Here is a 24100-nt window from a genome sequence, read left to right on the forward strand (position 1 = left end):
TTACGACGTCACTCGGGCGACCAGCACGCAGGCGTCGTCCTCGCGCCCGGTTCCGCCGAACTCCTCCACGACCGTCCGTACGCACTCCTGCGCGCGGCGCGCCGCGGCGAACCGCGGGGCCAGGTCGAGCAGACGGTGTGCGGTGGCCGTGCTTCCCTCGGTCTCGGCTGCGCTGGAGCGCGCAGACTCCCGTCGCGGCACCAGTCCGTCGGTGTGCAGCAGGAGCAGGTCGCCCGTCTCCAGGGTCTCCTCGGCCTGCCCGTAGGAGGCTCCCGGAGCGGCGCCGAGCAGGACGCCGTCCGGGGCGTCCAGGATCCGCCCCGTCCCGCCGCGGAACAGCAGCGGGGCGGGGTGTCCTGCTCGCGCCCAGGTCAGGGTGCGGGTGGCGGGCCGGTAACGGCAGCAGACGGCGCTGCCCAGAGCCGGCTGCACGGTGGCGTCCAGCAGCTGGTCGAGCCAGGTCATCAGCTGGCCCGGCCGGGCCCCCGCCATCGCCATGCCGCGCAGGGCACCCAGCAGCAGCGCCGTGCCCGAGGCCACCCCCGGCCCGCGGCCGGTGAGTCCGCCGACGCTGAGCAGGGTGTCGCCGTCGGACAGCTCCAGCGCGTCGTACCAGTCGGCCCCGATCGGCGTGCCGGTCGGGGACGGCAGGTGGTGGGCGGCCAGGTCGAGCCTCGGGCGGCCTCGGCGCGGGAGCCGCAGGGAGCCGCGCCACGGGGGGAGCGCGGCTTCCTGCGGCTCGACCGCGAGCCGGTGCTCTGTCTGCGTGCGACGCCGGTGGCGGTGCAGCGAGTCACGGGTCTCGCGCACCGCCGACTGACTGAGCCGCAGTTCGCTGACGTCCCGCAGCACCGCCCACATCGAGGTGGTGCCGCCGTCGGCGTCGAGCACGGGCTCGCCCATCATGTGCACCGCGCGGACGGCTCCGTCGGGCCGCACGATGCGGAACTCCCCGTCGATCGGCCTGGCGTCGACCAGGCAGTCGGTGACCATGGCGGTCAGCCGGGGCCGGTCCTCCTCCAGCACCACGGAGGGCAGCTCGTCGAGGGTGAGCGGGGGAACGGCGGGGTCGCGGCCGAGGATCAGGAACAGCTCGCCCGACCAGGCGGCCTCGTCCGTCAGCAGGTTCCACTCGGCGCTGCCGACCCGGCTGAGCAGCGGACCGCGCGACGGGACGGCCGGTGTGCCGGGTTCGGCCGCCGGTGCCGCGGGCACCGGTGGCGGGCCGTCCCGTAACTGCGCCAGGTGTTCGTCCAGATCGTTGAGTTGGCGCAGCGCCAGATCGCACAGCGCACGCTCCCACCGGCCCCGCGGATCCGAGGCGTCGCCCTCCGCGTCCCGCCGTACGGCGTCCACCTCGCCCCTGAGCCGGCGCGCCTGTGAGATCAGCGCGTCGACCGACCCGCCCCTTGGTGGCTGGGCGGGGGAGCGGTCCGCGGACACGTGGGGCGGCATGGCGCACTCCGATACGGGGACGGTACGGCCGAGGCGGTGGGAGGGACCGCTATGACTGTTGCACAGCCGACGGCGCCCCGTAAGGCATTTGGCAAGACGCGATGCGAGGGTGCACCTGGCATATGCCACAGTCTTCCCGTGGCGGCTGACCGGCACTTTCGGCGTAGCCGCCCCGGTGGCCAAGACGTAGACGGCGTACGTGATTTGGCGGTCGTCCGGAGGTGGTACCCGGACGTTCAAGCGTGTGTTCTACGGTCGTGTGTTCCCTCCCGGTCGACCGCCCGAGGTCGATCGTCGAAGGAGTGACACAGGTCACATGGATTGGTGGGGGGTCATGCGTAATGCGAACGGCCCCTTCGGGCTCCTAAGGACAACGGCACAACCGGCCGACCTGACGACCCGCAGGGGAGACCGATCATGGACACCACTCTCGAGCAGCCCGCCCGCGCCCGCCTGATCACCGCGGACGGGCGGGAACTCCCCGTGCCCGCCACCCTGCGCTACGTCTCCACCGACCCGCTGGCCGTGCACGTGGACTTCCCGCCCGAGGCCTCTCTCGACGGCGCGGCGGTCTCGTGGACCTTCGCCCGTGTCCTGCTGGAGGAAGGACTCGAAGGGCAGGCCGGGGCCGGGGACGTGCACCTGTGGCCGTGCGGAGGGGCCCGTACGGTGCTGGAACTGCACTCGCCCTCCGGCCTGGCCCTGCTCCAGTTCGAGACCCCGGCGCTGCGCCGCTTCCTGCTGCGCAGCTACGCGGTGGTCGCGGCCGGCCAGGAGGACCTCGCCACGGCCGTCGACCGCGGTCTGAGCACCCTCTTCGGCACGGTCTGACCCGGCGGCCCCGCCGCGCCGGGCGCCGCCGGGCCTCCCCGGAGGGGCCCCGGTGCCCGGCACGGCCGTGCCCGCGTCCGGCGTCAGTAGCGCAGCACTCCGGCGATCCCCTGCGCGTCGCCCAGGGTGCCGTCGGGGACGAAGCGCACGTCGGCGCCCGTCTCCAGGCACTGCTCGACGATCTCGTCCACGATGTCCTCGCGGGCGCCCGGCTCCTCGCTCTCCGCCGGAACCAGATGGCCGCCGGCGGAGTCGCGCACCGTCACGCGGTAGTTCTCCTCGACGGCCAGCAGCCGGATCCGGCCCTCCCGCGCGGTCTGCCAGACCTCGTCGACACCGGCCGCGTACTCCTTGCGCCCACGGGCCCCCTCCAGTTCCCGGGCCACCGCCTCGGTGTCGCCCCGCGTCTCCTCGCCGTGCACGGGCCCGATGGCCCGCCAGACGGCCTCGGGGGTGGCGTGCGCCAGGCCGCCGTGCTGGACGGGCACCGCGCACTTGGCGACGCTGCCGACCTCCTCCAGGGCGGACAGCGCGGCCGGCTCGCCCGTGATGTACAGCCGGCGCGGATGCTCCCGCAGGACCGCGCTCATCGCGCTGTCCGCCTCCCGCAGGAACTGGCGGGTGCTCTGGTCCCGGAACGTGCTCGGCGCGTCGCCGATCTGCATCCGGCGTTCGGCGTCGAAGTTCTCGACGAGTTTCCTGGTCAGCGGGAAGCCGCCGGTGTGGTCCTCCGTGACGCGGTCGACGCCGCCGGTCCACAGCGTCACGCGGTCCGCGGAGACGGACAGTATCCAGAACGGGCGCTCGGCGGTCCGCGCGGAGACCAGGTTGCGGGTCAGGAAGGTGTCCGAGAGGACCACGCGCTCCGGGACGGTACGGGACAGTGACCACACCTGGTGCTCGCCCGGGGCCGCGAAGATCGCCAGTCCGTCCTCGGCATACGTCAGGTCCACCTCGGCGAGGGCCTGGTCGAGCTGCCGGACGACGTCGTTGCGCTGCTCCCGGGTGACCTGAGGGTTGGTCTCCAGCTGCCGCTTGGCCTCGGCCACGACGTTGCGCAGCCGGACCGGATCCTGCGCGTTGTCGGGCTCGCGGCGGTGTGTCGGCGTCAGCACCGACACCGCCGGGTAGGGGCGCGGACGCCGCAGCTCGGTGAGGATCGAGGGACTCAGCTCGTGCTCCATGACAGCACGATAGGTCCGATTCGCACTTCAGGCATTCGGGGCAACTCGGCTCGCGCGCGGGGTCTTTCGATGGTAGGGCGCCGGAGGCGCCGCAGGGCCCGCGGCGTGCCCCGCCCGAGGCCGTCCGGCATGTGGGCCGCCCGGGCCGGCGCCGCCCCGTTCGCGCGCATTGGAGAAGTCTTTGCCCTTGGCCGGTTCCCGGTGCTCCGCCCCTGGTGCGAGGCCCCTTCCGTGATGTTCCGGGAGCAAAGTGCGGCCGGAGTGAGCGGGTCATGGTGGCAACCGGGTGACGGCCGCGTTGACCGCCACCGCCCCGGTGGCACACGCTCGTCATATAGATGCTCGATGCAACTGGTTCGCCCGGGCGTCGGGCGCTCACCCGGCTCGGTGCCGGTGAGCGATCCCTTCCGGCGGGCCGGAGGGCAGGAGGTAGCGGATGTGCGGCATCACCGGCTGGGTCTCCTACGACCGCGATCTGCGCGCCGAGGCCGCGACCCTGCGAGCCATGACCGAGACGATGGCCTGCCGCGGCCCCGACGACCGCGGCACCTGGACCGAGGGACCGGCGGCTCTCGGGCACCGCAGGCTCGCGATCATCGACCTGCCCGGCGGCCGGCAGCCCATGACCGCCGGCACCCCCGACGGCACGGTGGCGCTCGTCTACTCCGGCGAGGCCTACAACTTCACCGAGCTGCGCGCCGAACTGGCCGCGCGCGGCCACCGCTTCACCACCGACTCCGACACCGAGGTCGTCCTGCGCGGCTACCTGGAGTGGGGCGACGCCGTGGCCGAGCACCTCAACGGCATGTACGCCTTCGCGATCTGGGACGGCCGCCACGACGAACTCGTCATGATCCGCGACCGGATGGGCATCAAGCCCTTCTACTACCACCCCACCCCCGACGGCGTCCTCTTCGGCTCCGAGCCCAAGGCCATCCTCGCCAACCCCATGGTCCGACCCCGGGTCACCCTGGACGGCCTGCGCGAGCTGTTCACTTTCGTCAAGACCCCGGGCCACGCCGTCTGGGACGGCATGCGCGAGGTCGAGCCCGGAACCGTCGTCACCGTCGGCCGCACCGGCCTGCGCACCCGCGTCTACTGGCGGCTGCGGACCCTGCCCCACCCCGACGACCGCGACACCACCGTCGCCACGGTGCGCACCCTGCTGGACGACATCGTGCGCCGCCAGCTCGTGGCCGACGTACCCCGCTGCACCCTGCTCTCCGGCGGCCTGGACTCCTCCGCCATGACCGCGCTGGCCGCCCGCCGCCTGGCCGAGCAGGGCGAGAAGGTGCGCAGCTTCGCCGTCGACTTCGTCGGACAGAGCGACCACTTCGTCGCGGACGACCTGCGCGCCACCCCCGACACGCCGTTCGTGCACGACGTGGCGCGCGCCGCCGACACCGACCACCAGGACATCGTGCTCGACGCGCACACCCTCGCCGACCCGGAGATCCGCCGGAAGGTGGTCCACGCCCGAGACCTGCCGATGGGCTTCGGCGACATGGACGCCTCCCTGTACCTGCTGTTCCGCAGCATCCGGGACCACTCCACCGTCGCCCTGTCCGGCGAGTCCGCCGACGAGGTCTTCGGCGGCTACCAGCACTTCTTCGACGAGGAGGCGCGCCGCGCCGACACCTTCCCCTGGCTGGTGCGCTTCCAGCGCGACTTCGGCGACGACGCCGGTGTCCTGCGCCCCGACCTCGCCCGGGCCCTCGACCTGCGCGCCTACGTCGCCGACGGCTACCGCGCCGCCATCGCCGCCGTCAGCCGCCTCGACGGCGAGAGCGACTTCGAGTTCCGGATGCGGCAGATCTGCCACCTCCACCTGACCCGCTTCGTCCGGGCCCTGCTCGACCGCAAGGACCGGATGAGCATGGCGGTCGGCCTGGAGGTCCGCGTCCCCTACTGCGACCACCGCCTGGTCGAGTACGTCTACAACGCGCCCTGGGCCCTGAAGTCCTTCGACGGCCGGGAGAAGAGCCTGCTGCGGGAGGCGACCGCGGACCTGCTGCCCAAGTCCGTCTACGACAGGGTCAAGAGCCCCTACCCGTCCACCCAGGACCCCAAGTACGCCCTCGCCCTCCAGGACCACGCCAAGGACCTGCTCGGCCGGCCGGGGCACCCGGTCTTCGACCTCGTGGATCAGGAACGGCTGCGCCGCCTCGCGCACAGCGACACCCCCCTCGGCGGCAACCAGGCGGCGCGACGCGGCCTGGAGCGGACCCTCGACCTGGCCGTCTGGCTGGACCTGTACCGGCCCCGGATCGTCACCGGCTGAGCCCGGTCAGCCGCTCGCGTCCGGCTCCCGGTCCGCGCCGCACGAGCTGCCGTCGGCCGGCAGGGAGCCGTACAGCAGGAACTCGTTCACCTTCTTGTGCACGCACCGGGAGGACAGGTACCCGGTGTGCCCGTCGGCCCGGTTGTCGAGCACCACGGCGGACGGGCCGAGCCGCCGCGCCGTCTCCAGCGTCCAGCGGTACGGGGTCGCCGGGTCGCCGCGGGTACCGACCAGCAGCATCCTCGCCGTGTCGACGTTCTTCACCTTCTCGCGGATGAAGCCGGTGCCCTTGGGACGGCCGTAGCACATCAGGAGCTCGTTCAGCCGGGCGCGGCCGAAGACCGGCGAGGCCTGCTCGTACTCGGCGCTCAGCCGGCCGAGGTCCCTGGTGAGCTGCGCGGCACCGGGCCGGTCGGGATCGTCGGCGCAGTTGACCGCCATGGTCGCGGCGGGCTGGTTGTCCGGCGGTATCCCGGCGGGGCCGACCAGACCACCGTCCGCCGGACGCGGCGCGCTCCGCCGTCCCGGCAGGGTGCCGCCCCCCAGGGTGAAGGCCTCGATGCCGTGCGTGTCGCCGTCCTCCACCAGGGAGGCCATCGCCCGTTCCAGGGTGGGCCACAACCGCCTGCTGTAGAGCGCCTGCCCGACCGCCCGGGCGAGGTCCTGGCCCGACAGCCGGCCGCCGAACCCGTTCGGCACCGGGTTCGCGTCGAGCGAGCGGACGAGCTGGACCATCTGGTCACCGGCCGCGCGGCGGTCGTCGCCCAGCGGGCAGGCGAGGTCCTGTACGCACCAGTCGAGGAAGTCGTCGAGCGCCGTCTGCTGCGCCTCGGCGGCGACCAGCCCCTGCTCCGCCAGTGGCTCGGTCAGGGTGTCGACCCCGTCGAGGGCCATCCTGCCGACCTTGCCGGGGAACAGCGCCGCGTACACCGCGCCGAGCCGGGTCCCGTAGGAGAAGCCCAGGTAGTCGAGCCGGTCGTCGCCGAGCGCCTGACGGATCACGTCCAGGTCCCGGGCCGCGTCGACGGTGCCCATGTGCGCCTGGACCGGGCCCGAGCGCCGGGCACACTCGGCGGCCATCCGCTGCCACGCCGTGATTTTCTCGCGGGCGGCCTTCGGGTCGCCGAGGTTCGCGTTCCCGCCGGTCGTCCGTGCGGCCCGGTCGTCCGTGCCCAGGCCGCAGCCGACCGGAGAGGACCTGCCGACGCCCCGCGGGTCGAACGCGACCACGTCGTAACCGTTGGTCAGGTCCATGAACCGTCTGCCGTCGGTGGTCAGTCCGGGCACGCCCGCGACGCCGGGGCCGCCGAAGTCGAGCAGCACCGAGCCCCGGGAGGGGCCGGTGGCCCGGTAGCGGGCCAGGGCGAGGTCGAGGGTGCCGGCGCCGGGGTGCGCGTAGTCGAGGGGCACGGTGACCTTGCCGCACTGCAGGTCCGGCGGGGCGCCCGCCTCGCACGCCGACCACGTCACCTTCTGGCGGTAGAACCGGCTCAGGCCACCCGGCGTGTCGCTGCCGGCCCCCGCGGGCAGTCCCGCGCCGAGGACGACGAGCGTGACGGCCCCGACGCACGCGCCGCGCCGGGCCGTGCGCCGCGTCGACAGTTTGGCCGGCATGGACGCCTCCAGCAACGCTCCGCCGCGGGCCGGGAACAGGCCTTCGCCCACCCTAGGCGGCCCCTCCGAACGCCGCCTCCCGGCGGCCGGCCGCACGGTCGCCGCACCGGGACCCGCCGCCCGGCGCCGGCGGCTTCGTGCATCGTTCGATAACAGGCCCCCCGATGGGGTGAAAGGACGACAGGCCATAACCCCGAATCCTTCACCAGCGTTTTACGGGGTGCGGGTGAGCGCCCGCGACCATGTCTGGAAGGCAGGGAACCTATGAAACGGGTCACCCGGAACAGTGTGATCGCCGTGGCCGCCGCCTCCGGCGCGATGGCGATGGCCATGCCGGTGTCCGCCTTCGCGGCGGACGGGGCCGCGGCGGAGGGTGTCGCGGCCGGCTCACCCGGTGTGCTCTCCGGCAACACCATCCAGCTGCCGGTGGACGTTCCGGTGAACGTGTGCGGGAACACCGTGGACGTGGTGGGGCTTCTCAACCCCGCGGCGGGCAACCGGTGCGCCAACGCGTCCGACGGGAGGGACCGGACGCCGGCAGCCGACGGTGCGGCGGCACAGGCGAGCACAGAGGATTCCCCGGGTGTGGTCTCCGGCAACACCATCCAGCTGCCCGTGCACGTTCCGGTGAACGTCACCGGCAACAGCGTGAACGTGGGGGGCATCGGCAACGCGGCCTCCGGCAACACGTCGACGAACACCCCGGGGCACCACGTCGCCCCGACGCCCGCGCCGCCCGTGCGGTCCGAACCGCAGCGGCAGCCGAGGCCCGTGACCGACATCGAGCCCGCGGCCGTGCCGCAGGCGCAGGCGACGCTCGCCCACACCGGCGCGGATCAGACCGTGCCGGTGGTGGCCGCGGGGGCGGCCCTGGTGCTCGGCGGAGCCGTCCTGTACCGGCGTTGCCGGCCCGGCGCGTACCGCTGAAGCGGCCCGCGACCGCGGCGCAGGCTCACCGGACCTGGCCGGTGGGCCTCCGCCCGGTGCGGCCCCCGGGGCGCGGGTCCCGCACCGAAAACCTGTTGCCGTGGACGTCCGCGGTCTGTTCCAGTCGGGGTATGGATCACGCTGCGGTACTCGCCCTGTACGACCGGGACCTGCGCGAGGGCGCTCGCCCCGACGGCCCCGGCATGCGCGTGGAGCGCGCCGGGAAGGTGGTGCGCCAGGTCGGCTCGGAGCAGGACTGGAACGGCGTGCTGTGGTCGGACCTCGACGAGGCCTGCGTGGACGCCGCGATCGCCGAGCAGACGGCCCGCTACGGCGAGTCCGGCCTCGCCTTCGAGTGGAAGGTGTACGGGCACGACCGCCCCGCGGACCTCGGGCGGCGTCTGCTGGGCGCCGGCTTCGCCCCCGAGCCGCGGGAGACGCTGATGGTCGGCGAGATCACCGATCTGCACCTCGACGGCGAGCCGCCCGAGGGCGTTCGCCTGCGCACGGTCACCGACGAGGCGGGTGTCGACCTGCTGGTCGGCGTGCACGAGCAGGCGTTCGGTACGGACGGCTCCCGTCTGCGCCACCGCCTCCTCGACCGGCTCGCCGCCGAGCCGGACACGCTCGTCGCCGTCGTCGCCCTCGCCGGTGACGTGCCGGTGAGCGCGGCGCGCATGGAGCTGGTGCCCGGGACACCGTTCGCGGGCCTGTGGGGCGGTGGTACCGCAGAGGGCTGGCGGGGCCGCGGCATCTATCGCGCCCTCGTCGCCCACCGCGCCCGTGCCGCCGCCGACCGCGGCTACCGCTACCTCCAGGTCGACGCCTCCAGCCAGAGCCGCCCCATCCTCGAACGCCTCGGCTTCGTCGCGCTGACCACCACGACGCCGTACGTGTACGAGCCGTGAGCCGTCTGCCGGTCCGAGCGGGGTCGCCGGCTCAGCGGTGACCCGCCTTCGCCCGGTCCAGCGCGGTGACCCCCACCGCGGCGAGGGCGATCTGGATGAGCCACTCGATCCAGTCGACCCCCTTGGTGTCGGCGACACCGAGCGCGGAGGCGATCGCCGCGCCGACCAGGGCGGCCACGATGCCGATGAGGATCGTCCAGAGAACGCCTATGTGCTGGCGGCCGGGAACGACGAGCCGTCCCAGGACACCGATGATCAAGCCGATGACGATGGCACTGATGATGCCCGTGATCTCCATCTTCCGCCCCTCTGCGTCGTGACCCCCGCGCCCTTCGAATGCCCGCTGGAACCGGAGCCACACCGATCGGATCCACCGCCCCGGCTTGACGTGCAGGTGACTGCCTGCGCAACTGGAGTAGGGGATCACGCGGGTGACTCGGGGATGGACAGGGTCTCCAAGGCACTCGCCGACGAGATCCGCAGGGGGGCGGGAGAAGCTGCACCACCTCGATCCGGTCCCGCTCCACGGGATCCAGGAGCGATGGATCGACAAGTTCGAGCGCCCGCGTCCGAGCGTGTTGGGCGCCGTGAAGCGATGAGCCGAGGAAGCCATGCCCGACCCGCCGAGCTATGTGTACGTCATCTACATCGAGAGCACGCCCGAAACGGCCTGGGACGCCCTCACGGACGCCGATCTGACCGCCGTGTACTGGTGCCACAGCAATGTCTCGGACTGGCGGCCCGGCTCCCGCTGGGAGCATGTCCGCACCGACGGTTCGGGCGTCGCCGACGTGGTCGGCACGGTGGTCGAGGCCGACCGCCCCACCCGTCTGGTGACGACCTGGGCCGCGCCCGAGGACGCGGAGCGGCCGGACAGGCACTCCCGGGTCACCTTCGACATCCGGCCGCACGGGGACATCGTCCGCCTCACCGTCACCCACGAGGACCTCAACGACGAGGGCGAACTCGCCGACGTCGCGGGCGGCTGGCCGGCGGTCCTGTCCAATCTCAAGTCCCTCGTGGAGACCGGCAGTCCGCTTCCCCAGGACCCCTGGCTGGTGCCCGGTCACTGACCCGGGGAGAGCCGGTCCGCTCACGCGCGGGCCGGACCGGGCTTCTCGCACCGTTCGTGCATCGCATACCGGTCCTCACCGCACGCCTGCTGCTCCAGGCGGCGGCGCAACTGGTGCAGGCCCCGGCGGGCGTGGCTCTTGACGGTGCCCAGCGGCCAGCCTGTGCGCGCCGCGATCTGCGTCTGGGTCAGGTCCTCGAAGAAGGCCAGGCGCAGCACGCGCCGCTGAGCGGTCGGGAGCCGGTCCAGCTCGTACCGGACCAGCACGCGGTCCAGGGCGGCCTCCGGCCGGCCGCAGGACGGATCGGCGGTGCCCAGGGCCGCCCCGGCGGCCGCGACCAGCTCCCCGCGACGGGTCCTGGCGGACAGCGCGTCGGCGATCCTGCGCCGGGTGATGCCGACGATCCACCCGGCGAGCGGGCCGCGTTCGGGCCGGTAGCCGTGCCTGCCCCGCCAGACACCGAGGAAGACCTGCTGGGTCACGTCCTCCGCCTCCTTGGAGTCCCCCAGGGACCGCCAGGCCAGCGTGTGGACCAGGGCCGACCAGCGGTGGTAGGCGGCGGCCAGGCAGGCGTCGTCGCCCGCCACCAGGCCGCGCGCGAGCTCCTCGTCGGGCTCCCGCGCGGACACTTCCGTGAGACGGTCCGCAGCGCAAGGGCAAGCGCAAGCGGAAGCCGACGCGGCAGCGGCAGCGGCAGCGGCAGCGGGATGCGCGGTGTCGGTCGGGACGGAGGTCGGATGCGGTGTCATGACGACGGCTCCTGTGACGGTTCCCGGGGCTCGCCCCCGTTCCGCCATCGTGTGATCCCCGGCGCGTCGTCCTCAACTTGCATCGATGCTGCGTCGTTTTCGGGGTGCCCGCGGATCCTCACTCGCGTCCGCGGGCACGCTTGAAGCGGGCCAGCCCCTCGGACAGTTCCACGACCGGGTCCGGGTAGTCGAGGGCGGCCCGCGCCGGACCCCGGAGCTTCCACGGCTCGTGCACGGCCGGCCCGTCCAGTCCGGCGAGTTCGGGCACCCAGCGGCGTACGTACGTGCCGTCGGGGTCGTACCGCTTGGCCTGGGTGACGGGGTTGAGCACCCGGTTGGGCCGGGTGTCCGTGCCGGTGCCCGCCATCCACTGCCAGTTGAGCTGGTTGTTGGCGATGTCGCCGTCGACCAGGTACCGCAGGAAGTGCCGCGCGCCCACCCGCCAGTCGACGTACAGGGTCTTGGTGAGGAAGCTCGCGGTCAGCAGGCGGCCCCGGTTGTGCATCCAGCCCTCGTGCAGCAGCTGGCGCATGGCCGCGTCGACGATCGGGTAGCCGGTGCGGCCCTCCCGCCACGCCTCGACGTCCTCGCGCGCGGACCGCTCGGACCGCCACCGGTCGTGCTTCGTGCGGTAGTCGGCGCTCGCCGCGGCGGGCCGCGCCGCCAGCACCTGGCGGTGGAAGTCGCGCCAGGCGACCTGCCGTACGAAGGCCTCCGCGCCCGGACCGCCCGCGCCGCGCGCCCGGTGCACGAGCTCGACCGGGGAGAGGGTGCCGAAATGCAGGTGCGGGGAGAGCCGGGACGTGGCGTCGCCGGCCAGGTCGTCGTGGCGCTCCTCGTAGGCGCCGACGCCGGAGCGCAGCCAGGCCGCCAACCGCTTGCGGCCCTCCGCCTCGCCGCCCGGCGCCAGTCCCGCCGACAGGTCCGCGGCGGCCGGCCGGGAAGGCAGCTCCTCGGAGGTGACGCCGTCCGGCACGCGGACGGTGCGGGGGGCGCCGCGCGGAGCGCGCAGCCGCTGTGCCGACCACTGCCGGAAGTAGGGAGTGAAGACGGCGAAGTGGTCCGAGGAGGACGGTGTCAGCGCGCCGGGCGTGACCGCCGTGGTCACTGTGTCGTGCACGTGCAGCCGGCGTCCGTCCGCCTCCAACGCGCGCCGCAGGCGCTCCTCGCGGCGGTGGGCGAAGCCGCTGACGTCGGACGCCATGTGGACCTCGTCGGCGTCCGCCTCGCGGGCCACCTCGCACACCTGGTCCACGAGGTCGCCGCCGCGGACGACCAGCCGGCCGCCGCGCCGGCGCAGTTCCGCGTCGAGGCCGTGGAGGCAGTCGGCGAGGAACGCCAGCCGGTTCGGGGCGGCGAAGCCGGCCGCGTCCACGGCCCGGTCGCGGACGAACAGCGGGACGACGTGCCGGGAGCCGTCGAGGGCGGCGCGCAGCGGCGGGTGGTCGTGCACCCGCAGGTCGGCGGTGAACAGGACGACCGAGACGTTCATGGGGGTCTCCGTGGACGGGACGGGAAGGCCGGACGGATCGCTCCGGATCGCTCCGGATCGCTCGGATCGTTTCGGGCGCGGGGCGTCCGGCGGATGCGGGGGTCAGCGCACGGAGGTGCGTTCCCCCGCCCGGGTGAGCCGGGCCTGCTCGGCCGCCGCGCCGGCGATGTTGCGGGCCATCCCGCCGAACACGAGCGCGTGGAAGGGCGAGACACTCCACCAGTAGGCGTGCCCCAGCAGCCCGTGCGGATAGAACACCGCGCGCTGGCGGTACAGCGTGCGGCCCCGGGCGTCGGTGCCGACGCGCATCTCCAGCCAGGCCAGCCCCGGCAGCCGCATCTCGGCCCGCAGCCGGAGCAGCCGTCCCGGCTCGATCTCCTCCACGCGCCAGAAGTCGAGCGAGTCCCCGGCCCGCAGCCGCTGCGCGTCACGGCGGCCGCGGCGCAGCCCGACCCCGCCCGCCAGCCGGTCGAGGCCGCCGCGCAGTGCCCAGGCGAGGGGGAAGGAGTACCAGCCGTGGTCGCCGCCGATGCCCTCGACGACCCGCCACAGGGCCTCGGGCGGGGCGTCCACCGTGCGTTCCCGCCGGTCCGTGTAGAGGCTGCCGCCGGCCCAGTCGGGGTCGGTGGGCAGGGGATCGCTGGGCGCGCCGGGCACCGACGCGGACGACCACCGGGTCGTCACCTGCGCGTCGCGGACCCGGCGCAGGGCCAGCCGCACCGCCTCGTCGAAGCCGATCGGATGCCCGGGAGGGTCGGGCACGTACCGCAGGATGTCGTGCTCGCGGCAGACCACCTCGTGGCGCAGCGACTCGGCGAGCGGCCGCGCGATGGCCGCCGGTACGGGGGTGACCAGGCCGATCCAGTGACTGGACAGACGGGGGGTGAGCACCGGGACGGGGACGATGACCCGGCGGGGCAGGCCCGCCACCGCCGCGTACCGCAGCATCATGTCCCGGTACGTCAGGACGTCCGGCCCGCCGATGTCGAAGGCCCGGTTCACGTCGGCGGGCATCCGCGCGCTGCCCACCAGGACGCGCAGCACGTCGCGCACGGCGATGGGCTGGATGCGGGTGCCCACCCAGCTGGGGGTGACCATCACGGGCAGGCGCTCGGTGAGGTAGCGCAGCATCTCGAAGGAGGCGGAGCCGGAGCCGATGATGACGGCGGCGCGCAGGACGGTGGTCGGCACACCCGAGGCCAGCAGGATGCGGCCGACCTCCGCACGGGAGCGCAGATGCGGGGACAGCTCCCGCCGCGGCACGCCCGTGGGGGTCAGGCCGCCGAGGTAGACGACGCGCCGCACGCCCGCGGCCCGGGCCCGTTCCCCGAAGACACGCGCGGCCCGGCGGTCGGTCTCCTCGAAGTGCTTGCCGGTGCCGAGGGCGTGCACCAGGTAGTAGGCGACGTCGACGTCCCGCAGGGCCGCGGCGACCGACTCCGGGTCGGTGACGTCCCCGCGCACCACCTCCGTGCGAGCCGCCCACGGATGGTCGCGCAGCTTGCCGGGGGAGCGGGCCATGCAGCGCACCCGGTGGCCGGCGTCGAGCAGCTCGGGGACCAGCCGGCCGCCGATGTACCCCGTGGCGCCCGTCACCAGGCAGCGCGGCCCGTCGCCCGTGTCCTCACCGTTCATCGGTCTTCGTCCTTCGTGTGTCGGTGCCTTGTGACGCTCCGGATCACCTCCACATGACTTCCACCGGGACGGCTCTCGCGGATGCGTGTCCGGTGCTTTCCGTGGGCCGATCGCGTGGCCGGGGCTGCCGCACCGCGATGGCCGGGGAAAGGATTCCGCCGAGGCCGTCGGGCGAGGTGCCGGTGCGGTGGCCCGCCGTTCGTGTACGAGGTGGGACGACGGCACGACGCCAAGGAGAACGTCATGAAGTACTACCTGCTCAGCGTGATCCAGCCGGCCGAGGGCGAGCCGCCCTCGGCCGAGGCGCTCGCGCGGATCATGCGCGACGTCGAGGGCTTCCACCAGGAGCTGCGCGAGGCGGGCGCCTGGGTCTTCGCCGGCGGGCTGCACGGCCCGGAGACCGCCGTCGTCCTGCGTCCCGGGGGCGGTGAGGTGCGGGTCACCGACGGCCCCTACACCCAGGGTGACGAGTACCTGGGCGGCCTGTGCCTCATCAAGGCGCCCGACCTGGACGCGGCCCTGGAATGGGGCCGGAAGGCAGGCCTGGCCACCACCCTCCCCATCGAGGTGCGGCCGTTCCTGCATCCGGCCGGGGACTGATGCCCGGCGCATGCGTCGTCGAGGCCGGCGCCGAGTGCGGCGGCGCCGTCTCCGGCCCGCCGGAGCAAGGGATTTGACTGGTCTATACCCTTGACTGGTACAGGCCATTGCGGTTGAGTGCCCCCAACCCCCCACCGCGGTCGCCCCCCACACCGTGCCCGGTACCACCGGCGCATGCGCACGAGGACCGGCTCCGTCCGGCCTCGCGGGGGTGCGGCCGTGCTCGCCGGGCCCTCGACGTCGCGCCGGATGCCGACCGGTTCCGCTGACGTCCGGCCGCCGAGCGTGGTGTCATGCACCTGACCATCCTGGCCGACGGTGTCCTCGGCCGCCGGGGCGCTCCCCCGGGGTACGGCCACCGTCCGGACGAAGGGCACACCGCCATGCGCACCCCCCACGCGCTGCTCGCCACGACCGCGGCGCTCGCCGCCGTGGCGCCCCCCGCTCCAGCGAGCGCCACGGCACAGGCTCCGGCCGCCGGGGCGTACTACGTCCAGAGCGTCACGACCGGTCTGGCCGCGGCGGCCGCCGGTGCCGGCGCCGTGGAACAGCACAACCCCAGGGGCGACGAGGACCACCAGCAGTGGAACCTGAGGGCGAACGGGCCGTCGTACGTCCTGGAGAACGCCGATCTGACCGGGACCTGCCTCGGCCGCTCGGGCGACCAGGCGCGCACCGTCGCCTGTACCGACACGGAGGCGGCCTGGGAGATCGCACCGGCCGGGGACGACCAGTACACGCTCAAGTCACCCGGCACCGAACGCTATTTGACCGTCGCCGCCAAGCCGTCCGGCGCCAACTACCCGGCCCCGTTGGCCATCGGGCCCGCGGGCGATCCGGCCCGCTGGTACCTCACCCCGGTGACACCGAACACCCGGCCCATGCCGCCGGCGGACCGGCGCACCCTCGACCAGGTCACCTTCCTCACCGCCCACAACGCCTACGCCAACGGAGTCGACGGCGGTTTCGCCCCGCCGTTCGTCAACCTCTTCCCCAACCAGAGCCGTGGCATCAACCAGCAACTCGCCGACGGAGTACGGGGGTTCATGCTGGACATCCACCAGACCCCGGACGGCGCGATCCTCTGCCACAACAGCTGCACCCTGGTCAGCAGGCCGGTCGCCCTGTGGGTGGACCTCCAGCGCATGGTGGACTTCCTGGAGGCGCACCCCGACCAGTTCGTCACCGTGTTCCTGGAGGACTACGTCGATCCGGGCGTCCTGCGCGCCGAACTCGCCCGCGTCCGGGGCCTGTCCGACGTGCTCTACCGGCCCGACCGGACCGGAGTGCGCAACGGCGGCTGGCCCAGGATGGCCGACCTGATCGCGGCGAACGACCGGCTGCTGATCCTCACCGACCACAGCCGCTCCGCCGACGAGGCCGCGGGCCTGCCCCGGGACGGCTTCGGCGTGATGTACCAGCGCGAGTGGACGGTCGAGAACCACTGGTCGATGGGGCCGGGCCTCGGCGCGTCCGACTGGTCCTGCCACAGCCGCTGGTACGGCGCCGACCTCAACATCCCGCTGACGCACACCGAACCGGGCTTCCGGCCGCTGTTCGTGATGAACCACTTCCGCGACAGCACGATCGCCGCCACGGCACAGACCGACAACACCAAACTCGCCGACCGCGCCCAGCGGTTCTGCGAGCCCGCCGCACGCAAGAAGCCCAACTTCCTCGCCGTGGACCGCTACGACCTGGGCAACCCGGCGTCCGCCGTCGACGCGCTGAACACCCACACATATCCCTGACATCCGCCCGTACGGCGCACGGGGCCGCGGCACGCGGGTGTGCGAGACTCCGCCGATGACCTCCGAAACGATCACCGCGGACGCCGCGGGCACCTGGGAACTCGGCGACCTGCCCGTCCACCGCATCGGCCTCGGCGCGATGCGGCTGACGGGCAGCGCCGCCTTCCATCTCGGCACACCGAGCGACCGGACCCGTTCGATCGCCGTCCTGCGCCGCGCGGTCGAGCTCGGCGTGAACCACATCGACACGGCGGCCTTCTACTTCTCCGCCCGGCGCTCCGCCAACGAGCTGATCAACAGCGCCCTGTCCCCGTACCCGGACGGTCTGGTCGTCGTCACGAAGGTCGGTCCGTTCCGGAACTGCTCGGGGGAGTGGGGTCCGTCCGCGCGCCCCGACGACCTGCGCGGCCACGTCGAGGAGAACCTGCGTCAGCTCGGCCGCGACCACCTGGACGTGGTGAACCTGCGCCGGATGGGGCAGGACTCCATCGCCGAGCACTTCGGCGCGCTCGCCGAACTGCGCGAGGAGGGCCTGATCCGCCACCTCGGCGTCTCCGACGTGGAGCCGCGCCACCTCGAAGAGGCCCGAGCCATCGCGCCGGTGGTGTGCGTGCAGAACCGCTTCGGGCTCGATCTCCACGATCCCGGCACCGACGAACTGCTGCGGGTCTGCGGCGAGGCGGGCATCGCCTTCGTGCCGTTCTTCGCCATCGCGGGCGAGGGCGGCTCCCAGGGGGCGGCGGACGGTGCGCACGACGAGGAGGTCGCGGCCGTCGCGAAGGCCCACGACGCGACACCCGCACAGGTCCGGATCGCCTGGACCCTCCAGCAGGGCCCGCACGTACTGGCCATCCCCGGCACCGGCAACCCCGACCACCTCGTGGAGAACGTGGCCGCGGGCGCCCTTCGCCTCACCGACGAGGAGATGGCCCGTCTCGACGCGCTGCACGCCGGGACCGACTGAGCGTTCTCCCGCGCCCGCCGGTCCCGGCGCGCGGTCCCGGTCAGTCCAGCTGCCGGTGCAGGAACGCCACAGTGCTCTGCCAGGCGCGATCGGCCGATCCTGGGTCGTGGCTGGGGCGGCGGTCGTTGAAGAAGGCGTGGCCGGCCGGGTACAGGCGGAAGTCCGCGGTGACGCCCGACTGCCGCCGGATCGTCTCGCCCAGCTCCTCGACCTGCTCCGGCGGGATGCTCCGGTCCTGCGCCCCGTAGTGGCCGAGGAGCTGGGCGCGCAGCCCGGAGAAGTCGGGCAGCTCGCCGCGGACGACGCCGTAGAACGGCACGGCCGCGCTCACCCGCGGCTCGACCGCCGCGAGGTACAGCACGAACCCGCCGCCCATGCAGAAGCCGACCGCGCCGACCGTGCCGGAGGTGACCTCGGGCAGGGACAGCAGGTGGCCGACGGCGCCGGAGAGCAGTTCGACACCGCGGGAGACCGGCAGGGCCTTCATCATCCGCAGGGCCTCGTCGGCGTCGTGCGCCACGCTGCCGCCGTACAGGTCGGGTGCCAGGGCGACGAAGCCCTCGGCGGCGAGCCGGTCGGCCACGTCGGCGATGTGGTCCGTCAGCCCCCACCACTCCTGGATGACGAGGACGCCCGGACCGCTTCCCGAAGGGGGCAGCGCGAGGTAGCCGTGCGCGGTGGCTCCCGCGCTCGGGAAGGTGACGTTCTGCCGGGCGGGCGTCTCGGCGGGCCTGGGCCGCTCGGACATGGCGCTCAACTCCTTGCCGGGGTGTGGATCGGGCCCCGCCGGGGGTGACGGAGGGCCTCCCCGGATCCTTACCGCGTTCGCCGTGCCGATTCCGCCCGCCGTTCACGGTCCGGTTCGCGCCCCTTCGTACGCTGGTGCCGGCGGTCCGGTCGCGCGGCCGGCCGCCGGAGCGCACCGGGGCGCGGGTGCGCGCATCCCCGCGGCCGTTCCCGGCGGCTCCTTCCATAATGGGCGGGCGGCGAGGCCGCGAGCGGATCACGGCGCCAGACTGACTACAATCATGTAGACGATCTACGACTGTGGGCGACGACGGGGTGAGGAAGTACCCATGACCGACGACGACAAGGACGAACGCAGGCCGGCCGGCGAGCTCGAAGCCAGCGTCATGGCCGTCCTGTGGGCGGCCGGCGCGCCCCGGACCCCCGGCCAGGTCCAGCTGGGCCTCGGCGCCGGCCTGGCCCGCACCACGGTCACCACCATCCTGACCCGGCTGCACGACAAGGGCGTGGTCGACCGCCGCCGCCAGGGGCGCGGGTACGCCTACTACCCGGTCCAGGACGCGCACGGGCTGACCGCCCGCCGCATGCACTCCGAGCTCGACCGCGACACCGACCGCGAGACGGTCCTCGCCCGCTTCGTCGCCCAGCTCAGCCCCGACGACGAGCGCGTCCTGCGCGACCTGCTCGAACCAGGTGAGCGATGACCGCGGCCCTGCTCCTGCTCCTGCCCCTGCTGCTGCCGTTCGCCGCGCCGGCGCTGGCCCGGCGCGCGCTCGACCGCCTCGCCCCCGTCACCGCGCTGTGGATGATCACTCTCTTCGCGGTCGTGCTCGCCGGCTGCTCCCTCGCCGCGCTCGGCGCCTTCGTCCTCACCGGCCTGCTCAAGCTGCCCCTCGTCGCGGCGCTGGGCGAACTCGTCCACCCGCTGCCCACCGCCTCCGACCTGGTGGTCGTCCCGGCGGCCGCGATCTCCGTCGGGGTGCTCGCCGTGTGCGCGTGGACGCTCGGGCGCGCCGCGCTCAGGGAGTTCCGCGCCTTCCGCAGCGCGCACACGGAGGCCGGCCGCAGGCCCGCCGCCGGCGACCTGTGCGTGGTGGACTCCCCGCACCCGGACGCCTACGCGCTGCCCGGCCGTCCGCACCGCATCGTCGTCACCACCGCGATGCTCCGCAGCCTCGACGCGGCCGAGCGTGAGGCGCTCTTCGCCCACGAGCGGGCCCACAATCGGGGCGGCCACCACTACTTCCTGGCCGCCGCCGAGCTCGCCGCCCACTGCCATCCCGCGCTGCGACGCGTCCGCGGGGCGATCCGCCTCGCGGCCGAGCGCGCCGCCGACGAGGCCGCGGCCGCGGCCGTCGGCGACCGCCGACTGACCGCCCGTGCCATCGCGCGCGCCGCCCTGGCCGGACAGGAGGCCCGCTCCGTGCGCCCGGAGTTCGCCCCCGCCGCCACCTCCGGCCCGGTCCCGCACCGCGTCAAGGCCCTGCTGGCCGCCCCGCACGTCACACGCCGCGCCGCGACCCGGATCGCCGCGCTGCTGATGGCCTGCGCCGCGGTCTCCTTCGCCGCCTCGGCGACCGGCATGATCGACTTCCATCACCGGGTCGAGGTCGCCCAGGGCGACACCTCCCGCTGAGCCCCTGCCGACCGGTCCCCGAGAAGACTGGCGCCGGTGACGTTTTACGTATAACCTCACCCGACGATCGCCCGTTCCGAAAGGCCCCAGTGAGACGCATCGCCCTGATCACCCTCGTCGTCGACGACTACGACGAGGCGATCCGCTTCTACACCGGAGCGCTCGGCTTCCGTCTCGCCGAGGACGCCCCGCGCCCGGACGGCTCCCGCTGGGTCGTCGTCGAACCGGGCGACGGGACCGGGACCGCCCTGCTGCTGGCCCGCGCCCGGACCGGGCCCCAGCGCGCCCGGGTGGGCGACCAGACCGGCGGACGCGTCGGGTTCTTCCTGCACACCGGCGACTTCGCCCGCGACCACGCCCGGATGCGGGCGGCGGGCGTGACCTTCCTGGAGGAGCCGCGCCGGGAGCCGTACGGCACGGTCGCCGTCTTCGAGGACCTGTACGGCAACCGCTGGGACCTGCTCCAGCCCGCCCCCGACGCCGACTGACCCGCCGCACACCACCACCGCTCGACTGCCCTAGGAAACGCCCCATGACCGCGCCCCGCATCGACACCGACACCCTCCGCCGGCTCCCCAAGGCCGTGCTGCACGACCACCTCGACGGCGGCCTGCGCCCCGCCACCGTCGTGGAACTCGCGGACGCGGTCGGCCACACCCTGCCCACCACCGACCCCGCCGAGCTCGCCGCCTGGTACTACGACGCGGCCAACTCCGGCGACCTGGTCCGCTACATAGCCACCTTCGAGCACACCCTCGCCGTGATGCAGACCCGCGAGGGCCTGCTGCGCACCGCCGAGGAGTACGTCCTGGACCTGGCCGAGGACGGCGTCGTCTACGGCGAGGTCCGCTACGCCCCCGAACTGATGGTCAACGGCGGGCTGACCCTCACCGAGGTCGTGGAGACCGTCCAGGAGGGCCTCGCGGCGGGCATGGCCAAGGCGGCGGCCCAGGGCACGCCCGTCCGGGTCGGCACGCTGCTGTGCGGCATGCGGATGTTCGACCGCACCCGGGAGATCGCCGACCTGGCCGTCGCCCACCGCGACGCCGGTGTCGTCGGCTTCGACATCGCCGGCGCCGAGGACGGCTTCCCGCCCGCCGACCACCTGGACGCGTTCGAGCATCTGCGCCGCGAGAGCGTGCCGTTCACCATCCACGCCGGCGAGGCGCACGGCCTGCCCAGCATCCACCAGGCCCTCCAGGTGTGCGGCGCCCTGCGCATCGGGCACGGCGTGCGCATCACCGAGGACATCGTCGACGGCAAGCTGGGGCCGCTGGCCGGCTGGGTGCGCGACCGCCGGATCGCCCTGGAGATGTGCCCGACCTCCAACCTCCAGACCGGCGCCGCCACCTCGATCGCCGAGCACCCCATCACCGCGCTGAAGGACCTCGGCTTCCGGGTCACCCTCAACACCGACAACCGCCTGGTGTCCGGCACCACGATGACCCGCGAGATGTCGCTGCTGGTCGAGCAGGCGGGCTGGACGGTCGAGGACCTGCGCACGGTCACGGTCAACGCCGTCAAGAGCGCGTTCATCCCCTTCGACGAGCGGGTGAGCCTGATCCGCGACGTGGTGCTGCCGGGCTACGAGTCCGCACTCTGAAGCAGCCCCCTGACGTAGGCGGCCTGTCCGGCGTGCTGGAGATCGTCGGACAGGACGCTGACCAGGCGCACGCCCAGCGTGACCGGGGGGTCCCAGCCCTCGTCGACGACGCTTTCCAGGTCCTTGGCGGTCACTTGGCGCAGGGCCGTCAGGGTCTGCTCGTGCACGGCGTCGTAGTAGCCGGTCAGCAGCTGACCGGAGTCGACCCGCACCTCCGCGACCTGCGCCGGACTGTGCCCGTAGCCGGTGTCGCGGCGGTTCAGGGGGAGCCCGAAGCGCTTCTGCCAGTCCCGCGCCAGCCACACCTGGTCGAGACCGAAGGCGTCGGCGACATGGTCGTCCTGCACGCGCGCGAGGTGCCAGACGAGCCAGGTCACGGAGTTGGCGTCGGCGGCGGGACGGGCGTTGAGCCATGCGGCCGGCAGGCCGCTGACGACGGCATGGACCCCTTCCCGGATGCGGCCGTAGCCCTCGATGAGGATGTCCTTCGCATGCATACGCCCACCTTGGCGCATCACTCCCCGTCCCGCGTCCGGAACACGGTCTCCGTCAGACGGTGCCGGGCTCTTCCGGCCCGAGCAGGGTGATCAGGGCGCGGGCCGCCGGACTGGTGGCCTGTTCGGACGGCAGCAGGGCGACGGTCTCGTACTCCGTCTCCGCGGCGCCCTTGAGCGGCACCGCGGTGAGCGAGGGCCGCTTGTGCCGGAAGTGCCGGGGGACGACGGCGATGCCCAGGTTCTCGTCGACCAGGTCGAGCAGGCTGTGCACGTCGTTGACCTCCAGGGCCACCGTGCGCCGGACGCCCGCGGCGGCGAAGGCGGCGTCGGTGGTGCGGCGCGGCCCCCAGTCCGGGTGGAAGTCGACGAAGACCTCGCCGTCCAGGTCCCGCGGCGTCAGGACGGCCTCGGCCGACGCGAGCCGGTGCCCCGGGTGGCACAGCACCGTCATCGGCTCGCCGGCCAGGGACACCGAGCGCAACTGGTCGGTGTCCGCGCGGGTCCGGTAGGCGAACGCCAGGTCGAGCCGGCCGGCCGCGACCTCCTCCGCCAGCGCTCCCGAACCCGTCTGCCGCAGCCGTATCTCCACATCCGGATGCCGCCGCCGGAACGCGGCGAGCAACCCGGCCACGTGCACCCCGGCGATGCACTGCTCGGTGCCCAGCGAGAGCGTGCCGCGCAGCACGCCCTGCACCGCCGCCACCGCCTCGTGCGCCGCCCGCACCTGCGCCAGGATCCGCTGCGCCTCGCCGAGCAGCGCACGTCCGGCCTCCGTGAGCGTCACCCGGCGCGTGGTGCGCACGAACAGGGAGGTCTGCAACTCCCGCTCCAGCGCCCGGATCGACGCCGAGAGCCCCGACTGGGAGACCATCAGGCGTTCCGCCGCCCGCGTGAAGTGCCGGTCCTCGGCGACCGCGACGAAGTGCTGGAGATGACGCAGTTCCATGATTGAGCAGCCTAGTCGTTGAATCCCATCGGATTCTCCTGTTGGACCGCTGTCCACGGGGCGCGCGAGAGTGGGGACACCGGTTCCGCCGGAACCGTTCACCCCCGTGCCAACCCTGATGGAGTCGCGTTGTTCACCGCCCACCCCGACCGTTACGCGGACATGCCCTACCGGCGCACCGGACGCAGTGGCCTGAAGCTCCCCGCGCTGTCGCTCGGCCTGTGGCACAACTTCGGCCCGGACCGCCCGGTCGACACCCAGCGCGCCATCCTGCGCCGCGCCTTCGACCTCGGCGTCACCCACTTCGACCTGGCCAACAACTACGGCCCGCCGCCCGGCGCCGCCGAGTCCGCCCTCGGCGACGCGCTCCGCGCCGACTTCGTGCCGTACCGCGACGAGCTGGTGATCTCCACCAAGGCCGGCTACCTGATGTGGCCCGGCCCGTACGGCGAATGGGGTTCCCGCAAGTACCTGCTGTCCTCGCTCGACCAGAGCCTGAAGCGGATGGGCCTGGAGTACGTCGACATCTTCTACTCGCACCGCCCCGACCCGGACACCCCGCTGGAGGAGACCATGGGTGCCCTGCACTCGGCGGTCCAGCAGGGCAAGGCGCTCTACGTCGGCGTCTCCAACTACTCCCCGGAGCAGACCCGTGAGGCCGCCCGGATCCTGGGCGAACTGGGCACCCCGCTGCTGATCCACCAGCCCCGCTACTCGATGCTCGACCGGCGCCCCGAGGACGAGGGCCTCCTGGACACCCTGGACGAGCTCCAGGTCGGCTCCATCGCCTACTCCCCGCTGGAGCAGGGCCTGCTCACCGCCCGTTACCTCGACGGCATCCCCGAGGACTCCCGGGCGGCGAGCGACAGCCCCTTCCTCGACTCCGCCGCGCTGACCGGCGAACTGGTGGGCAGGCTGCGCGCGCTGGACGAGATCGCCAAGTCCCGTGGGCAGTCCCTGGCGCAGATGGCGCTGGCCTGGGTGCTGCGCGGCGGACGGGTCACCTCGGCCCTGGTCGGCGCGAGCAGCCCGCGGCAACTGGAGGACAGCGTCGCCGCGACGCGGTCCCTGGACTTCGACGCGGAGGAGCTGGCCCGTATCGACGCGGTCGTCGCGCCGTAGGACACCTCCGGCCCACGACACGGGCCGGAAGCGCGCTCGTACCGGCCCCGGCGGACGCTCCGCCGGGGCCGGCCCTCATGCCCGG

The 24100-nt window shown here is 73.6% G+C and carries 23 protein-coding genes; 13 read left to right on the plus strand and 10 right to left on the minus strand.

The annotated features are described in order from the left end of the window. Entirely contained in the window at positions 1-1455 is a 1455-nt protein-coding gene (locus TNCT6_RS31210) for a PP2C family protein-serine/threonine phosphatase (RefSeq protein ID WP_141364351.1), read from the minus strand. Positions 1456-1872: 417 nt separating this feature from the next. Between TNCT6_RS31210 and TNCT6_RS31215 the strand changes: the two genes are divergently transcribed. Continuing rightward, positions 1873-2286 (plus strand): SsgA family sporulation/cell division regulator, encoded by a 414-nt coding sequence (locus tag TNCT6_RS31215; RefSeq protein ID WP_141364353.1) that lies wholly within the window; start codon positions 1873-1875, stop codon positions 2284-2286. An 83-nt stretch (positions 2287-2369) separates the two neighbouring features. Here TNCT6_RS31215 and TNCT6_RS31220 read toward each other — a convergent pair whose 3' ends face one another. Beyond that, positions 2370-3470: a chemotaxis protein gene (locus TNCT6_RS31220; protein WP_141364355.1), complete on the minus strand. Its 1101-nt coding sequence runs from the start codon at positions 3468-3470 to the stop codon at positions 2370-2372. A gap of 436 nt (positions 3471-3906) precedes the next feature. Here TNCT6_RS31220 and asnB point away from each other — a divergent pair, with 436 nt between their 5' ends. Continuing rightward, on the plus strand, positions 3907-5751 hold the full coding sequence (asnB, locus tag TNCT6_RS31225) for an asparagine synthase (glutamine-hydrolyzing) (protein ID WP_141364357.1): 1845 nt from the start codon (positions 3907-3909) through the stop codon (positions 5749-5751). Between the two features lie 6 nt (positions 5752-5757). On the opposite strand, the gene TNCT6_RS31230 is transcribed toward asnB, so the two are convergent. Further along, positions 5758-7365, minus strand: coding sequence for an alpha/beta hydrolase (locus TNCT6_RS31230; protein WP_141366971.1), 1608 nt, complete (start codon positions 7363-7365; stop codon positions 5758-5760). Positions 7366-7629: 264 nt separating this feature from the next. On the opposite strand from TNCT6_RS31230, the gene TNCT6_RS31235 reads away from it, so the two are divergent. Next, positions 7630-8292, plus strand: coding sequence for a chaplin family protein (locus tag TNCT6_RS31235; protein ID WP_141364359.1), 663 nt, complete (start codon positions 7630-7632; stop codon positions 8290-8292). A gap of 131 nt (positions 8293-8423) precedes the next feature. Continuing rightward, complete coding sequence (locus TNCT6_RS31240; protein ID WP_141364361.1) at positions 8424-9200, plus strand: GNAT family N-acetyltransferase; 777 nt, start codon at positions 8424-8426, stop codon at positions 9198-9200. 31 nt (positions 9201-9231) lie between these two features. Here TNCT6_RS31240 and TNCT6_RS31245 read toward each other — a convergent pair whose 3' ends face one another. Beyond that, complete coding sequence (locus TNCT6_RS31245) at positions 9232-9498, minus strand: GlsB/YeaQ/YmgE family stress response membrane protein (protein WP_141364363.1); 267 nt, start codon at positions 9496-9498, stop codon at positions 9232-9234. 313 nt (positions 9499-9811) lie between these two features. On the opposite strand from TNCT6_RS31245, the gene TNCT6_RS31250 reads away from it, so the two are divergent. Further along, a complete protein-coding gene (locus TNCT6_RS31250) occupies positions 9812-10273 on the plus strand; it encodes an SRPBCC family protein (RefSeq protein WP_253266286.1) in 462 nt (153 codons plus the stop codon). Positions 10274-10293: 20 nt separating this feature from the next. On the opposite strand, the gene TNCT6_RS31255 is transcribed toward TNCT6_RS31250, so the two are convergent. The 3 genes from TNCT6_RS31255 to TNCT6_RS31265 form a co-directional block, all read right to left on the minus strand. Then, on the minus strand, positions 10294-10902 hold the full coding sequence (locus TNCT6_RS31255) for a sigma-70 family RNA polymerase sigma factor (RefSeq protein WP_253266287.1): 609 nt from the start codon (positions 10900-10902) through the stop codon (positions 10294-10296). 238 nt (positions 10903-11140) lie between these two features. Next, positions 11141-12514, minus strand: coding sequence for a deoxyribodipyrimidine photo-lyase (locus tag TNCT6_RS31260; protein WP_141364367.1), 1374 nt, complete (start codon positions 12512-12514; stop codon positions 11141-11143). A 102-nt stretch (positions 12515-12616) separates the two neighbouring features. Next, positions 12617-14149: an SDR family oxidoreductase gene (locus TNCT6_RS31265; protein WP_141364369.1), complete on the minus strand. Its 1533-nt coding sequence runs from the start codon at positions 14147-14149 to the stop codon at positions 12617-12619. A 243-nt stretch (positions 14150-14392) separates the two neighbouring features. Here TNCT6_RS31265 and TNCT6_RS31270 point away from each other — a divergent pair, with 243 nt between their 5' ends. The 3 genes from TNCT6_RS31270 (at position 14393) to TNCT6_RS31280 (ending at position 17464) form a co-directional block, all read left to right on the plus strand. Further along, positions 14393-14749 carry a YciI family protein gene (locus tag TNCT6_RS31270; protein ID WP_141366972.1) on the plus strand — a complete coding sequence of 119 codons (357 nt, stop codon included), beginning with the start codon at positions 14393-14395 and terminating at the stop codon, positions 14747-14749. Positions 14750-15132: 383 nt separating this feature from the next. After that, the gene (locus TNCT6_RS31275) at positions 15133-16500 is read left to right on the plus strand and encodes an RICIN domain-containing protein (protein ID WP_141366974.1); all 1368 of its coding nucleotides are present in this window, start codon (positions 15133-15135) and stop codon (positions 16498-16500) included. 55 nt (positions 16501-16555) lie between these two features. Beyond that, positions 16556-17464, plus strand: coding sequence for an aldo/keto reductase (locus TNCT6_RS31280; protein ID WP_172633112.1), 909 nt, complete (start codon positions 16556-16558; stop codon positions 17462-17464). Between the two features lie 40 nt (positions 17465-17504). Here the strand turns inward: TNCT6_RS31280 and TNCT6_RS31285 are convergent, their stop codons facing one another. Beyond that, on the minus strand, positions 17505-18212 hold the full coding sequence (locus TNCT6_RS31285; protein ID WP_141364373.1) for a dienelactone hydrolase family protein: 708 nt from the start codon (positions 18210-18212) through the stop codon (positions 17505-17507). A 328-nt stretch (positions 18213-18540) separates the two neighbouring features. On the opposite strand from TNCT6_RS31285, the gene TNCT6_RS31290 reads away from it, so the two are divergent. The 4 genes from TNCT6_RS31290 to TNCT6_RS31305 all read left to right on the plus strand — a co-directional run bounded on the left by TNCT6_RS31290 (position 18541) and on the right by TNCT6_RS31305 (position 21450). After that, positions 18541-18915 carry a BlaI/MecI/CopY family transcriptional regulator gene (locus tag TNCT6_RS31290; protein ID WP_141364375.1) on the plus strand — a complete coding sequence of 125 codons (375 nt, stop codon included), beginning with the start codon at positions 18541-18543 and terminating at the stop codon, positions 18913-18915. Continuing rightward, positions 18912-19847: a M48 family metalloprotease gene (locus TNCT6_RS31295; RefSeq protein ID WP_141364377.1), complete on the plus strand. Its 936-nt coding sequence runs from the start codon at positions 18912-18914 to the stop codon at positions 19845-19847. Before TNCT6_RS31290 ends, TNCT6_RS31295 begins: the two co-directional genes overlap by 4 nt. An 89-nt stretch (positions 19848-19936) precedes the next feature. Continuing rightward, positions 19937-20335: a VOC family protein gene (locus TNCT6_RS31300; protein ID WP_141364379.1), complete on the plus strand. Its 399-nt coding sequence runs from the start codon at positions 19937-19939 to the stop codon at positions 20333-20335. A 44-nt stretch (positions 20336-20379) separates the two neighbouring features. Then, the gene (locus TNCT6_RS31305; RefSeq protein ID WP_141364381.1) at positions 20380-21450 is read left to right on the plus strand and encodes an adenosine deaminase; all 1071 of its coding nucleotides are present in this window, start codon (positions 20380-20382) and stop codon (positions 21448-21450) included. On the opposite strand, the gene TNCT6_RS31310 is transcribed toward TNCT6_RS31305, so the two are convergent. Together TNCT6_RS31310 and TNCT6_RS31315 are read right to left on the minus strand one after the other, a co-directional pair. Further along, entirely contained in the window at positions 21432-21947 is a 516-nt protein-coding gene (locus tag TNCT6_RS31310; RefSeq protein WP_141364383.1) for a DinB family protein, read from the minus strand. The two genes, TNCT6_RS31305 and TNCT6_RS31310, sit on opposite strands and share 19 nt — an antisense overlap. A gap of 52 nt (positions 21948-21999) precedes the next feature. Further along, the gene (locus TNCT6_RS31315) at positions 22000-22893 is read right to left on the minus strand and encodes a LysR substrate-binding domain-containing protein (RefSeq protein ID WP_141364385.1); all 894 of its coding nucleotides are present in this window, start codon (positions 22891-22893) and stop codon (positions 22000-22002) included. Between the two features lie 129 nt (positions 22894-23022). On the opposite strand from TNCT6_RS31315, the gene mgrA reads away from it, so the two are divergent. Further along, positions 23023-24015, plus strand: coding sequence for an L-glyceraldehyde 3-phosphate reductase (mgrA, locus tag TNCT6_RS31320; protein ID WP_141364387.1), 993 nt, complete (start codon positions 23023-23025; stop codon positions 24013-24015). Positions 24016-24100 lie beyond the last annotated feature (85 nt).

It is taken from the genome of Streptomyces sp. 6-11-2 (assembly GCF_006540305.1).
GTDB lineage: Bacteria > Actinomycetota > Actinomycetes > Streptomycetales > Streptomycetaceae > Streptomyces.

Bases quoted from the DNA above. Each gene is read 5' to 3' on its own strand.
- TNCT6_RS31210 (WP_141364351.1), bottom strand. From the start codon at position 1,455: ATGCCGCCCCACGTGTCCGCGGACCGCTCCCCCGCCCAGCCACCAAGG.
- TNCT6_RS31215 (WP_141364353.1), top strand. From the start codon at position 1,873: ATGGACACCACTCTCGAGCAGCCCGCCCGCGCCCGCCTGATCACCGCG.
- TNCT6_RS31220 (WP_141364355.1), bottom strand. From the start codon at position 3,470: ATGGAGCACGAGCTGAGTCCCTCGATCCTCACCGAGCTGCGGCGTCCG.
- asnB (WP_141364357.1), top strand. From the start codon at position 3,907: ATGTGCGGCATCACCGGCTGGGTCTCCTACGACCGCGATCTGCGCGCC.
- TNCT6_RS31230 (WP_141366971.1), bottom strand. From the start codon at position 7,365: ATGCCGGCCAAACTGTCGACGCGGCGCACGGCCCGGCGCGGCGCGTGC.
- TNCT6_RS31235 (WP_141364359.1), top strand. From the start codon at position 7,630: ATGAAACGGGTCACCCGGAACAGTGTGATCGCCGTGGCCGCCGCCTCC.
- TNCT6_RS31240 (WP_141364361.1), top strand. From the start codon at position 8,424: ATGGATCACGCTGCGGTACTCGCCCTGTACGACCGGGACCTGCGCGAG.
- TNCT6_RS31245 (WP_141364363.1), bottom strand. From the start codon at position 9,498: ATGGAGATCACGGGCATCATCAGTGCCATCGTCATCGGCTTGATCATC.
- TNCT6_RS31250 (WP_253266286.1), top strand. From the start codon at position 9,812: ATGCCCGACCCGCCGAGCTATGTGTACGTCATCTACATCGAGAGCACG.
- TNCT6_RS31260 (WP_141364367.1), bottom strand. From the start codon at position 12,514: ATGAACGTCTCGGTCGTCCTGTTCACCGCCGACCTGCGGGTGCACGAC.
- TNCT6_RS31265 (WP_141364369.1), bottom strand. From the start codon at position 14,149: ATGAACGGTGAGGACACGGGCGACGGGCCGCGCTGCCTGGTGACGGGC.
- TNCT6_RS31270 (WP_141366972.1), top strand. From the start codon at position 14,393: ATGAAGTACTACCTGCTCAGCGTGATCCAGCCGGCCGAGGGCGAGCCG.
- TNCT6_RS31275 (WP_141366974.1), top strand. From the start codon at position 15,133: ATGCGCACCCCCCACGCGCTGCTCGCCACGACCGCGGCGCTCGCCGCC.
- TNCT6_RS31280 (WP_172633112.1), top strand. From the start codon at position 16,556: ATGACCTCCGAAACGATCACCGCGGACGCCGCGGGCACCTGGGAACTC.
- TNCT6_RS31285 (WP_141364373.1), bottom strand. From the start codon at position 18,212: ATGTCCGAGCGGCCCAGGCCCGCCGAGACGCCCGCCCGGCAGAACGTC.
- TNCT6_RS31290 (WP_141364375.1), top strand. From the start codon at position 18,541: ATGACCGACGACGACAAGGACGAACGCAGGCCGGCCGGCGAGCTCGAA.
- TNCT6_RS31295 (WP_141364377.1), top strand. From the start codon at position 18,912: ATGACCGCGGCCCTGCTCCTGCTCCTGCCCCTGCTGCTGCCGTTCGCC.
- TNCT6_RS31305 (WP_141364381.1), top strand. From the start codon at position 20,380: ATGACCGCGCCCCGCATCGACACCGACACCCTCCGCCGGCTCCCCAAG.
- TNCT6_RS31310 (WP_141364383.1), bottom strand. From the start codon at position 21,947: ATGCATGCGAAGGACATCCTCATCGAGGGCTACGGCCGCATCCGGGAA.
- TNCT6_RS31315 (WP_141364385.1), bottom strand. From the start codon at position 22,893: ATGGAACTGCGTCATCTCCAGCACTTCGTCGCGGTCGCCGAGGACCGG.